Source organism: Haloferax larsenii (genome assembly GCF_024730625.1).
Taxonomy (GTDB): Archaea; Halobacteriota; Halobacteria; order Halobacteriales; family Haloferacaceae; genus Haloferax; species Haloferax larsenii.
In genome coordinates, this window is sequence record NZ_CP078063.1 from 855394 (window position 1) to 867278 (window position 11885).

At 63.1% G+C, this 11885-nt stretch carries 15 protein-coding genes; 7 read left to right on the forward strand and 8 right to left on the reverse strand.

Going from position 1 to position 11885, the window contains the following annotated elements; all coding sequences use genetic code 11:
* Window positions 1–57 precede the first annotated feature (57 nt).
* The 5 genes from thrC to KU306_RS04435 all read right to left on the reverse strand — a co-directional run bounded on the left by thrC (window position 58) and on the right by KU306_RS04435 (window position 3267).
* On the reverse strand, window positions 58–1317 hold the full coding sequence (gene thrC, locus KU306_RS04415) for a threonine synthase (protein WP_007543875.1): 1260 nt from the start codon (window positions 1315–1317) through the stop codon (window positions 58–60).
* An 81-nt stretch (window positions 1318–1398) separates the two neighbouring features.
* Window positions 1399–1770, reverse strand: coding sequence for a helix-turn-helix domain-containing protein (locus tag KU306_RS04420; RefSeq protein WP_007543876.1), 372 nt, complete (start codon window positions 1768–1770; stop codon window positions 1399–1401).
* Window positions 1771–1858: 88 nt separating this feature from the next.
* Window positions 1859–2098 carry a DUF8001 family protein gene (locus KU306_RS04425; protein WP_007543877.1) on the reverse strand — a complete coding sequence of 80 codons (240 nt, stop codon included), beginning with the start codon at window positions 2096–2098 and terminating at the stop codon, window positions 1859–1861.
* Window positions 2099–2280: 182 nt separating this feature from the next.
* Entirely contained in the window at window positions 2281–2973 is a 693-nt protein-coding gene (locus KU306_RS04430; RefSeq protein ID WP_258302998.1) for a DUF5828 family protein, read from the reverse strand.
* Between the two features lie 90 nt (window positions 2974–3063).
* A complete protein-coding gene (locus KU306_RS04435; RefSeq protein ID WP_258302999.1) occupies window positions 3064–3267 on the reverse strand; it encodes a DUF8007 family protein in 204 nt (67 codons plus the stop codon).
* 87 nt (window positions 3268–3354) lie between these two features.
* On the opposite strand from KU306_RS04435, the gene KU306_RS04440 reads away from it, so the two are divergent.
* Window positions 3355–3735 carry a cupin domain-containing protein gene (locus tag KU306_RS04440; RefSeq protein WP_049918826.1) on the forward strand — a complete coding sequence of 127 codons (381 nt, stop codon included), beginning with the start codon at window positions 3355–3357 and terminating at the stop codon, window positions 3733–3735.
* On the forward strand, window positions 3732–4433 hold the full coding sequence (locus KU306_RS04445) for a DUF8052 family protein (protein WP_258303000.1): 702 nt from the start codon (window positions 3732–3734) through the stop codon (window positions 4431–4433). Before KU306_RS04440 ends, KU306_RS04445 begins: the two co-directional genes overlap by 4 nt.
* Before the next feature lie 20 nt (window positions 4434–4453).
* Here the strand turns inward: KU306_RS04445 and KU306_RS04450 are convergent, their stop codons facing one another.
* The 3 genes from KU306_RS04450 to KU306_RS04460 all read right to left on the reverse strand — a co-directional run bounded on the left by KU306_RS04450 (window position 4454) and on the right by KU306_RS04460 (window position 7666).
* Complete coding sequence (locus tag KU306_RS04450) at window positions 4454–6265, reverse strand: carbon starvation CstA family protein (protein ID WP_258303001.1); 1812 nt, start codon at window positions 6263–6265, stop codon at window positions 4454–4456.
* A gap of 128 nt (window positions 6266–6393) precedes the next feature.
* Window positions 6394–7368 carry an ArsA family ATPase gene (locus tag KU306_RS04455; protein ID WP_258303002.1) on the reverse strand — a complete coding sequence of 325 codons (975 nt, stop codon included), beginning with the start codon at window positions 7366–7368 and terminating at the stop codon, window positions 6394–6396.
* A 1-nt stretch (window position 7369) separates the two neighbouring features.
* Window positions 7370–7666 (reverse strand): DUF7990 family protein, encoded by a 297-nt coding sequence (locus KU306_RS04460; RefSeq protein ID WP_007543888.1) that lies wholly within the window; start codon window positions 7664–7666, stop codon window positions 7370–7372.
* 100 nt (window positions 7667–7766) lie between these two features.
* On the opposite strand from KU306_RS04460, the gene KU306_RS04465 reads away from it, so the two are divergent.
* The 5 genes from KU306_RS04465 (at window position 7767) to KU306_RS04485 (ending at window position 11872) form a co-directional block, all read left to right on the forward strand.
* Window positions 7767–9059 carry a CobW family GTP-binding protein gene (locus KU306_RS04465; RefSeq protein ID WP_258303003.1) on the forward strand — a complete coding sequence of 431 codons (1293 nt, stop codon included), beginning with the start codon at window positions 7767–7769 and terminating at the stop codon, window positions 9057–9059.
* Window positions 9056–9256, forward strand: a complete 201-nt coding sequence (locus tag KU306_RS04470) for a DUF8107 family protein (protein ID WP_007543892.1) — start codon at window positions 9056–9058, stop codon at window positions 9254–9256. Before KU306_RS04465 ends, KU306_RS04470 begins: the two co-directional genes overlap by 4 nt.
* A gap of 110 nt (window positions 9257–9366) precedes the next feature.
* Window positions 9367–10047: a uracil phosphoribosyltransferase gene (gene upp, locus KU306_RS04475; RefSeq protein WP_007543894.1), complete on the forward strand. Its 681-nt coding sequence runs from the start codon at window positions 9367–9369 to the stop codon at window positions 10045–10047.
* A 105-nt stretch (window positions 10048–10152) separates the two neighbouring features.
* Complete coding sequence (locus KU306_RS04480; RefSeq protein ID WP_007543896.1) at window positions 10153–10359, forward strand: DUF7569 family protein; 207 nt, start codon at window positions 10153–10155, stop codon at window positions 10357–10359.
* A gap of 481 nt (window positions 10360–10840) precedes the next feature.
* A complete protein-coding gene (locus KU306_RS04485) occupies window positions 10841–11872 on the forward strand; it encodes a TAXI family TRAP transporter solute-binding subunit (RefSeq protein WP_258303004.1) in 1032 nt (343 codons plus the stop codon).
* Window positions 11873–11885 lie beyond the last annotated feature (13 nt).

An 11885-nucleotide genomic window follows, 5' to 3' on the forward strand; every position in this document is an offset into this window, starting at 1 on the left:
GGTCTCCCGTCAGCCCGTGTCGACTACGCCGTCAGCCCGTGTCGACGGCGAGGCGGTCTACTCGGCGAGGTGGTCGAGGACCGCGTCGGTGTCGTTCGGAACGGGTTCGGGGTCGTCGCCCGCTTCGAACGCCGCGTCGGGGTCCTTCAGCAGGTGGCCGGTCGTGAGACAGACGACCTGCTCGTCTTCCCCGACGACACCCTCGTTTCGGAGCTTTCGCAGGCCCGCGACCGAGGCCGCAGAGGCGGGTTCGACGCCGACGCCCTCGGCCGCGAGGTCGCGCTGCGCCTCGGTGATTTCCTCGTCGGAAACCGACACGGCCGTGCCACCCGTCTCGCGGATGCCGGGCAGCGCCTTCGGCGCGTTGACCGGGTTGCCGATGCGAATCGCGGTAGCTTTCGTCTCGACGTCGTCCCAGCGCTTCGTGTCGTCCCACCCGTTTTCGACGGCCTCGACCATCGGTGCGGCACCCTCTGCCTGCACGCCGGTCAGTTTTGGCACCTCGTCGGCGTCGAGCGCGCCCGACTGGACGAGTTCGCGGAACGCCTTGTAGAGTGCCGAGGTGTTGCCCGCGTTGCCGACCGGGAGAACGATGCGGTCGGGGTAGGTGCCGTAGTCCTCGTGGAACTCTTCGAGGATTTCGAGACCGATTGTCTTCTGGCCTTCGAGGCGGAAGGGGTTCAGCGAGTTGAGGAGGTAGACCTCTCCGCGCGCGGCGAGGTCCTGCACGATATCGAGACAGGAGTCGAAGTTGCCGTCGACTTCGAGGATGCGCGCGTCGTGGAGCGCGGCCTGCGCGATTTTCCCGGCGGCGACCTTCCCGGACGGGAGGAGGACGAGCGTCTCCATCCCACCGCGAGCGCCGTAGGCGGCGAGCGCTGCCGAGGTGTTCCCGGTCGATGCACAGGCGAGGCGGCCGACGCCGAGTTCCTTGGCGACGCGCACGCCGACTGTCATCCCGCGGTCCTTGAACGACCCGGTCGGGTTCATTCCCTCGTGTTTGATGCGGAGCGTCTCGACGCCGATAGCCGCTTCGAGGCGGGGGACTTCGTGCAACGGGGTCGCGCCCTCGGGGAGGGATACGCCCTCTTCAAACGGGAGTGCGGCGTTGTAGCGCCAGACGCCGCGCCCGTCGAAGTCGTCCCACGTGGGTGGGGTGGCGTAGCGAACTTCGAGGAGTCCGTCGCAGTCGTCGCAGGTGTAGCGGACGTCCTCGAACGGCGCGAACTGCGCGCCGCACTCGATACATTCGAGCCAGGTGCCATCGTCGGCGACGGATGGCTCCTCGGGGGTGGGTGCCGTGAGTTCGAGGCTCATTGCTCGGGCGGTGGCACCAGAAGGATAAAAGCGGGTGGGTTCGGGCGGCACCTGCCGACCGCTTTTTCGGAATGCGCGCGGCTACGACTCGCCGAACGCCTCGATGCGGGCGTGAACGTCCTCTGCCCAGTCGTCGAGGGCGGCGTGCATCATCTCTTTTGCCTCCGGGAGCGGCGTCGCCGTGTACTGGTAAACGTATCCGCCGGGGTCGAGAAGTCGGCGTTTCCGTTCGGCGAGTCCCTTGTCCAGAAGCGTCGTCAGCGAGCGGTTGACGTTGCTGCGGTCGCGGTCGAGAACCTCCGACAGTTCCGCGACAGTGCTTCCGGGATTGTCGAGGAGTGCAAGATACGTCCGACTCTCGTGGCTCTGGATTCCGAAGACGCACGCGAGGACGTGCCCGAAATTCGGGTCATCCGTGTCCATCAGGTCGTCCATATCCGGTGCATCGGCCATGCACAGCTGTACGGGGTGCGTCGGATTAAAGCCTCACCTAGAGGCGAATCGACCGAACCCTCACGCTCGCCTTCGCCGCCGACCCCGACTACTCGTCTTTGGCGTACCCCATGTTCATCACGCACGTCCGCATCCCGTCTTCGTCTTCGTGTTTGTGGAGTGTCGTCGGCGTGTCGCAGTAGAACACAGACCCGTCGTGACGGAGCGTCACCTCGTGGACGCCGCCGAGCATCTCGGTTTGGACGACGACGCGGCGGCCCTCACGGAGCGCATCGAGAATCTCGTCAGCCGTCAGTTCCCCGGATTCGATTCGAAGCGGTTCGGGCATACACCATCCAACACGGCCGAGCGGTATCAGTATTGTCGAACCGAAACACCAGTGCGCGAGAAAAACCAGACCGCGGCCGGGCGACACACCCCTGTGGAACCGCCCGGGAACCGCCCGGAAACTACCCGGAAACTACCCGGAAACCATCCGGAAACCGCAGTCTCATCGGGGTGGGCGAGCCGTCAGTTCGTCGTCGATTTCGAGTCCTTGTTTTCGTCTGTCACCGGCGTCTCGACGCCCTCGACGGCCTCTGCGACTTCGGTCTCTTTTTCGGTGTCGATGTGCCAGCGGTCGACCTCGTCTTCGAACTGCTTGAGCGTCTCCGAGACCTGTTCTTTCAGGTGGTCGTCGTTGACGTTCACCTCGAAGACGAACTCCTCGTCGCCCGTCCCGCGACCGACCTGCTGGATGTTGGCGCTGACGAGTTCGTTGTCGAAGTAGTACGGCGCGAGTTGCGTCATCACCTTCCGGTAGACGGTGTCTTCGACCTTCCGAAGCGCCTTCCGCCCGACCGAGTCGGCCGCGTGGGCGACGTAGTTGATGGAGTCTTGCCACGACTCGACGGCGGCCTCGTTGTCTCCCTCTTCGACCTTCTCGTACGAGCGAGACAGCTTCTCGCCCGCCGATTTGAGGTCGTCGTTCGGTGTCTTCCCGGCCTTTTCCCCCTCGCCTTCGGCGACGCTGGCCTGTTGGGCCGTCTTCTCGTTGACGTCCTCACCGAGTCGCTCGTGGGACTTGGGTCGCCACTCGTTCCAGTCGGTGAAGGCGTCTCCCTCGACGCCGGCATCGTGGAGGGCACGGGTGATTCGCTCCCCGTGCTCCACGACTTCGCCCCAGGAACCGCGGCGCTTGAACCCGGAGATGCTCTCTTCCATGTCGTTGTCGGAGGTAGGTGCCCCACAATAAAAACTCTCCGAGGGGACTTGTCGTGTTGGCGCGCTATCGTATTTCGAGAGTCGCGTCTCTCACCTGTAGATAATCCGCTCGGCGAGCGCGTCGAGGCGCTTCGAGATGCCTTCGAACCACGCCGACGGCGACGCCGCCCGGAGTTCGGACTCGTCGAGTTCGATTCGCTCGTCGCCGAACGGGTCGTGACCCTCGCTTCCGGCCGCATCGACGACGGTCGTCATCGAACACCGACCGCACGCCTCCCGCTCCGTCCCTGTCATACGGTGACATTTGTGACAATCTGGAATAAATGTTGGTTTTCCGGGAGTCACGACGGGCTTATAGGGTCGAACGTGGTGGTCCGTGACATGGGATACCGAGTCGTAGACACGGACGACGTCGAACCGACCGCCGGCCGGCCGAGCGAACTTCGACGCATCGGCGTCGAGGCCGGTGCCGAAAACGTCGCGCTCAACCACTTTCGGGCGGCCCCCGGCGACCAGATACCACTGATGTATCACTACCACACAGAACAAGAAGAGGCGTTCTACGTCCTCTCTGGGACGCTATTCGTCGAGACGCCCGACGAGACGTTCGAGGTTCCGTCCGGTGGTCTCTTCGTCGCCGACCCCGAGAGTCCACACCGCGCGTACAACCCCTTGGACGCGTCCGACCCAGTCGAACTGCTCGCCGTCGGCGCGCCCGCGGTGACTGGCGATGCAGCACGCTACGACCCCGACGACGAATGAGCGACGTAGACCACGCAGGAGTTCGCGAGCGTGACTCCGATTCGGAGACCGAGACAGCCCCCAACTCCGAGGCCGACGCAGAACCCTACCCCGAGTCCAACGCAGAACCCGGCCCCGAGTCCGACTCACTCCCCGACGCACCCGACTGGGACGACGAATACCTCGACCGCGTCTCCGACCGCCTGCTTTTCAACTACGACTTGGAGAAAGACGACGCGGTTCGCGGGGAGCAGTTCGACCTCTTCGGGTCGATGCGGATGGAGTCGCGAAAGCAGTTCGTCCACCCGTCTATCAACTACGCCAACCACCACGCGAAGGAGTACCTCTTTGCCCGCCGAGTCGACAGTGCGACCGTCGCCGAACTCGAACGCCTCGTCGAACTGGGTCACGTCCTCGCCGACGAGTGGGTCGACCCGAGTCCCGAGCACTTCGGGACCGACTTCACGTTCGTCCTCGTCGCGCCCGACATCCCCGCCGACGTTCACGACTTCGTCGCCGACTTCTCGGACCGAACGCTCATCAAATTCGGCTACCACGGCCACTACGAGATGAACGTCGCCGTGGTCGCACCCGAAAACGAAGCGGCCATCGCGAGCCGAAACGCGGACTCCGTGGCTGCGTTCACTCTCTGGACAGACACGTCACCGACGAGTTCGAAAGGCGTGGTGCAGCGACTCGTCGAGCGACTTCGGCGATAAAAAGAAACTCGGGAGGTTCGTCAGTCGTCGCTCGGCGTTGGCCGACCGCCGGTCGACCCCCGCACGGCTTGGATATTCTCGTAGCCTATCTTGGCGAGTGAGAGTGCCAAGTAGATGAGCACGAACGCGAGGACGACCTGCACGACAGCCGACGCCATCGCGACCGGGCCAGCCGACTCCATCCACTTCGGGTCCATGAACTTCACGTAGATGTTGTCGTGGATGGCAATCCACAGCAGTCCGAGGGTCGTGATGGTCACCATGAGCGCCATCGGCGCGCCGGTGCTGAGGAGTTGCTTCGAGTCGTCCCAATTAGCCAGCCACACGGTCACCGTCAGGAGCGCCAGTGCGGCGAGCAACTGGTTCGCACCGCCGAAGAGCTGCCAGAGCGTGAGCCACGACCCGCTGGCGATGAGGACGTACGCCGGGAGCGTCTGTATCGCGGCGTTGCCCCAGCGGTTCGTCGCCAGCGCTTGTGCCTGCGTCTCGGGTGTGCCCACGATTTCCTCCATCATGTAGCGCCCGAGTCTGACGGCCGTGTCGGTCGAGGTGAGCAGGAAGCTCACGAGGACGAGCGCCATGAACGGCCCGCCGAAGGACGCCGGGATGCCGACGCTCGTGAGGATGATGCCGCCACCTTGGGCGAACGTCGGCAGTGCGAGCCCGATACCGTTGCCCACCTCGGGCGCGACGATAGCGACCGTCGCGAGCGCGACAGTCGCGAGTAGGCCTTCGCCGAGCATGCCGCCGTAACCAATCGCCCGAGCGTCGGACTCCTTGTTCAGTTGCTTCGAGGTCGTCCCCGACGAGACGAGCGAGTGGAACCCGCTGATGGTCCCGCAGGCGATGGTGATGAACAACAGCGGGAACAACGGCGTTCCGGTCCGACCCATGAAGCCGTAGAACGGTTCGAGGTTCGTCACGAGCGGTTGCGAGGACGAACCGAGCAGCGTGCCGACGATGACCGCGAGGAGCGCCCCGCCGACGCCCGTGTAGAGGAGGAACGACGAGAGGTAGTCGCGCGGTTGCAGCAGGACCCAGACCGGGAGGGCGCTCGCGAACGCCCCGTAAATGAGGATAATCGGAATCCACGCTGCGGTGTTGGCTCCGAACGACCCCGCGACCGGGAGCCACGAGCCACTCATCTCGCCGAACAGGACGAACGTCGATGCCGGTGCGCGTGCCGCAGGTTCGAACAGCGCGACGGGGAACTGGATACCCGCGTAGACGCCGGCGAACATCGCTGCGACGAATCCGACCGTCCCCGGGAGGAACGGCAGGTTCAGCTGATAGAGGTACATCCCGAACAGCACCGCGAGGGCGATGTACACCAGACTCGCCGTCGCCGCCTCCGGGTAGGCGTTGAAGACGATAGCCACCACGAGGGCGAACACCGCGACGACGAGGATGATGGTCAGGAACGCGAACCAAAGCAGCATGTTCTTGCCGCGCTCGCCGACGTACTCGCCGATGATGTAGCCGATAGACTTGCCCTCGTGTCGCAGGCTACTCGACAGCGACACGAAGTCGTGGACACTACCGAGCAGTGGGTTCCCGATAGCAATCCACGCCAGTGCGGGGAGCCACCCCCACACCACGCCCGCCGTAATCGGACCGACAATCGGCGCACCGCCCGCGATACTCGAATAGTGATGCCCCAGTAAGACCGGCTTTTTCGCCGGTACGTACTCCTGTCCGTCTTCGTACTTGTGGGCGGGTGTGTCTCGACTATCGTCGAGTTCGACGAACTGCGCGAGATAGCGCGAATAGCCGAAATACCCGGCCGTGAACATCGCAAGTACGGCGACGACCAGCCAAATGACTTGAACCATGTTAGTGTGACCCACTGGCAGGCACGTATAATATACCCTTAATGTTAACGATTAACATAAAATGATTTTGAAAAGAAAATAGATACCAGCAGGTAGTCGATGGCGACACGGCCAACCGCAGGCGCGTCTCAGTCGGCCGGTATCGAACTCGGTTCGACCTCGATATCGAGTTCGTCCGCGACCTCGCCGAGGAAGTCGCCTTTCACTTCCGAGACGCGTGTCTCGATTTCGGCCACGAGCGGCGCGTCGAAGTCCTCACGGAGTTGCGCGAGTCGGTTCCGTTCGGTCTCGACCCTGTCGCGGAGGAACCGAGCACCCCGGCCGTTTTCGTCAGGGTCGGGTTCGGGGGTGAGCCGATTGACTGCGAGGCCCCGCACGTCGAGACCGTAGGAGTCGAGTTGCTCGACGGCCCGCTCTGTCTCTCGAATCGACAGTTCGTCGGGGTTGACGACGAGATAGAACGCCGCGTCCTCGCGGAGCGTCTCGGCCGCGAACGAGAAGTCGTCGCGGCGCTTCTCCAACCGCGCGATAATCGGGTCGCCGTCCATCATTCGCCGCGGTTCGTTGTTCCCGATGGCCGCGCGTTCGAACAGTTCGATAGACTGCGTGCGCTTGTGGATGAGGCGCTGAATCCATCCATCGAGGTACTCCGGCAGGGAGAGCAGACGAAGCGTTCCACCAGTCGGCGAGGTGTCGAAGACGACGCGGTCGTACTCGTCGGCGTTCCGCATCACGTCGATAAAGCGGTCGAACAGCGCCGACTCGTGGGCACCCGGCGTCTGGTGTGCCATCTCTATCTGCCGGTCGATTTCGTTGACCATGGCAGGGCTCACTTGGTCGCTCAACGCCCGCTTCGTCTCCATCAGGTGTTCGCGGACCTCGGTCTCGGGGTCGATTTCCATCGCGTCGAGGTTCGGTTCGCCCTCGACCGACGACGGTGAGTCAGAAAAGACCTGGTCGAACACGTCGCGGGTGCTGTGTGCCGGGTCAGTCGAGACGAGGAGCGTCCGAACCCCAGCACGGGCGCTCTTGACCGCGTAGGCGCTCGACATCGTCGTCTTTCCGACGCCGCCTTTCCCGCCGAAGAAGACGAACTTACGCATGTTAGAAGTGATATTGGTGGCCCTTGCGTTCGAGAAGCGACCCGCGGTCCCACATCCGCCGTTCCCACGCCTCGAACTCGTCTTCGAGGAACGGGAGCAGTTCGGCGGTGTAGTACGAAATCGGCGACGGAATCCCAAACGCGTCGGGGAAACACGCCAGCATGAAGGCGTCTTCGTAGTCTTCTGCCTGCTGTTCTATCTTCTCGTAGGCGGGATGCGTAACCATCCCGTGGTAGAGGCCGCGAGCCCACTCTTCTGCGAGTTCCAGAAAAGATTCGATGCGCGCGGCGAGCGTCATTAGTTAACAACACACTGGTTATCAAACAAAAGCGTATCGTTCATGACTGACCGTGTGGGATACCCGCGACTTGATATACGATGGCGAGGAAGGCCCGTCCATGACTTCCCGGGACGTCACCCCCGTGACAGTGCTCGGCGGAAGCCTCGGGGCTGGCAAGACGACGCTCCTCAATCACCTGTTGACGAACGCTGGCGGCCGCGACATCGCTGTTCTCGTCAACGACATGGGCGAGGTGAACGTCGATGCCGAACTGGTCGCAGACGAGTCGGAACTGGACGTCGGCGGCGGTGTGACGGAGCTTTCGAACGGGTGTATCTGCTGTGAGTTACAGGACGACTTGGAGACGGCCGTCGTTCGACTTGCGCAGAACCGCTCGTTCGACCACCTCGTCGTCGAGGCCTCCGGCGTCTCCGAACCGGGACCGGTCGCCAGATTGTTCGTCACATCCCGGGCGGCCGCGCTGTACGATGTCTCCGGCCTTGTGACCGTCGTCGACTCGCGGCTCTTCGCCGACACCTTCGTCGGTGGCGACCCCGAGCGAACCGTGGCGGAGGACGCCGACGGAACCGTCCGACCGCTTTCGGACCTCCTCGTCGAACAGGTCGAGAGCGCGGACCTCGTCGTCCTGAACAAGCGTGACCTCGTCACCGACGCCGAGTTGTCGCGCGTCCGCGACGTGGTCGAGACACTGCGTCCGGGTGCCGAAGTCGTCGAGACGACCCACAGCACCGTGGACGTAGACCTGCTCCTGTCCGATGTCCACGACCCAGACGCGCCGGTCGGGTGGCGTGCAGTTCTTGACGAGGAAGACAACACGAGTGAAGACGAGAACCACAGCCACCCCGACGGCCACGACCACGGCCACCACGACGACCACGAACACAACACCGACACTCACGACGACACCTCCCACGCAGAGGCGACCTACGGCGTCACCTCGTTCGTCTACCGCCGACGGGCACCCCTCGACCCGGAGGGCGCCGCCGAGGTCCTCGGCGACCTCCCGAAGTCGGTCGTCCGCGCGAAGGGGTCGCTGTGGGTCGCGGGCGCGGAGGACGTTCACTACACCTACAGTCAGGCTGGTCCTTCGGCGTACGTCACCGCCAGCGGGCCGTGGATTGCGTCGCTGCCGGAGTTCGAACAGGACACCTATCGGCGCAACCACCCTGAACTCGACTGGCACGACGAGTTCGGCGACAAGCGCACCGAACTCGTGTTCATCGGCCGCGGCGTGGACGAGGAAGCGTTGACAGCAACATTGGACGACCACGTCCTCGAACCGGGTGCAACCGTGACCGACACTCGCTACCCGACCGAACCGGGGGACGAACTCGTGTTAGCCGAGCCAACGACCGAAGAGATGACGATAGAGCCGGAGGCGGGCCAATGAGCGACGACGTCGGTGAAATCGAGTGGGGCGAAGGCGACCCGCGCGTGCTGCTCGTGATGAACGTCGTCCTCTCGTCCGTCTTCGCCACGGTCGTCGTGTTCGGTCTGTCGTACGCCGACCTCGCGGCGTTCACGTTCGTCAACGTCGCCTCGGCGGCGCTCGTCCTCGTGGCGCTGACGTATCTCGTGACTAACTGAGCGTCGAGGCCCGGAGACCGCGATATCGTTCGATTCGTGAACCACCCGCAGGGGGCCGCTGGCGGCCGATAGCCGCATTTATGTCCTTCGGGGGTCCGATTTTCGGTAAGATGCCCATCGAAGACCGAGACAACGCGTACCTCATCACGCACGCGCTGGCCAAGGACACGCTCTCGCGCCTCCGGGACGTGGAGACGACGCAGGTTGCCTTCCGCAAGGGCCTCGTCAAGCTTGGCCGTATCTGCGGCTACGAAATCATCGACGGCGCGATGGAGACCGAGTACGTCTCCATCCAGACGCCGCTCGAAGAGACGACCGGCGAGCGCGTCAAAGGCCTCGACAACGTCGTCATCATCAACGTCCTCCGCGCGGCGACGCCGTTCGTCGAAGGACTCCTCAAGGCGTTCCCCCGAGCGAAGCAGGGCGTCATCTCCGCGGGCCGCGACGAAGACGCCGGAATGGACGACGAAGGCGGCTTCCCCATCACTATCGACTACGTCAAACTCCCCGAGATTACCGAAGACGACACCGTCATCGTGGCCGACCCGATGCTCGCCACCGGGTCGACGATGTGCGCCGTCCTCGACCACGTCCTCGAAAACGCCGGTGTCGACCCCGAGAAACTGTTCGTCCTCTCGGCCGTCTCCGCGCCGGACGGACTCCTCCGCGTCGACGGCGAGTTCCCCGAGGTCGACCTGTTGACGGTCTCTATCGACGACTACCTCGACGACGATGGCTACATCGTCCCCGGTCTCGGCGACGCTGGCGACCGCGCGTTCCGAACCACGTAACGGACGAGTGCAGACTGGTCGAGATTCTACGTGGGCAATCCATAAGTCGTCGCCCGCGCACCTCCGAAGCATGGACGACACTCGCGGCGTGAGAGGTGACGGGCAGTGAGCGACTCGTGTGACGGGTGCGGCCGAGCAGTCGAGGACCCACTCGCGCGACGGGTTCGCCTGCAAGTCGATGGGTCGGCCGTCGACGACCAGCGACTCTGTCCGACCTGTTTTGCCGACTGGATTACTCGATACGAAGAGCAGATGTCACCGAAAACCGAGTCGAGTACGACCTCGTCGGACGCCGACATCATCGTCGACTGATTTTCAACCCCTTTTCTTCGAGTCGAAACCACACGACAGTGCCGCCGTTCGACTCGGCTCGGACGTGACGAAACCGACCCCAAGAGAGTTATTGTGAGGGACATTCGCACGGAGACGAATCGGGGGAATTCCCCCGACGCGGCAACCCCTTCACTTCGAGTCGAACTCGCGGCCCCCGACGATCGACCGATGTCTTGTGACCCCCGAGAGACGGGCTATTTACTTGGAGGTGTTAGACAATAGTTATGAAGAACTCATACATCACTCGTACATATCCTATCAATAGATTGTGGAAATTATGTGACAGAGGCCGGTTTGGTTCGATTCGACAGGCAAAACTGTCTAATCGTACTAGGTGCGTTATTCTCAGAGTTTAAAGATTGTTCCACAGCAATAATTTATCAACAATAATGTGAAAATATACACATTACAGTAATTAACATGAACAACACTATATATCTATTGAGTCCAATAGTAGTGTATGGTACGGAAACTTGATCGTCGTGAGTTCATCGCAGCGACAGGGGCAATCGGTATCACAGGTCTCGCCGGCTGTACCGGTGGCGGAGACGGTGACGAAGAGACGACCACGACCGCTGACGAGGGCATGGACGGCGAAGAGACGGAGACAGAGACGACCACCGAAACCGGCGGTGACGGGACGGAGAGCCGTCTGTCGTGGCACGCTGGCGGAACCGGTGGCACGTACTTCCCGCTCTCGAACGAGTTCAAGTCCGTCGTCGAGGCGAACACGGACTTCACGCTTCAGGTCCAGTCGACCGGTGCGTCCGTCGAGAACGTCGGCAGCCTCGCCCGCGGGAACGCCGACTTCGCACTGATTCAAAACGACGTCGCGTTCTTCGCAAAGAACGGCACGGGTATCGACGCCTTCGACGGAAACCCCGTCGAGAACCTCAGCGGCGTCGCCACGCTGTACCCTGAGACCATCCACATCGTCACGCTCGCCGACACGGGCATCGAGCAACCGTCGGACCTCGAAGGCGCGACCATCAACACCGGTGACCTCGGCTCCGGGACGCAGGTCAACGCGACCCAGATTCTCGAAGCCCTCGGTATCGAAGACTTCACCGAGCAGAACACCGGTTTCTCGCAGGCATCCGACCAGCTGAAGAACGGCGACATCGACGCCGCGTTCGTCGTCGGCGGCTGGCCAGTCGGTGCTATCGAGGAACTCGCCGCGACCGAAGACGTCCACATCGTCCCCGTCGAGGGCGACAACCGGCAGGCCGTCAAGGACGCCGCGCCGTTCTACGCGGACGACGAAATCCCGTCCGGTACCTACGGTCTCGAAAACCCCGCCCCGACCGTCTCGGTCCAGGCGATGATTGCGACCAACGCCGAACAGCCCGAGGCGACGGTCGAAGCGGTCACCGAGGCCATCTTCGAGAACGTCGACGACCTGACCATCAAGACGGACTTCATCTCGAAGGAGACCGCTCAGGACGGCATGTCCATCGACCTGCACCCCGGTGCACAGGCGTACTTCGGCTAATCGCCCACTAACC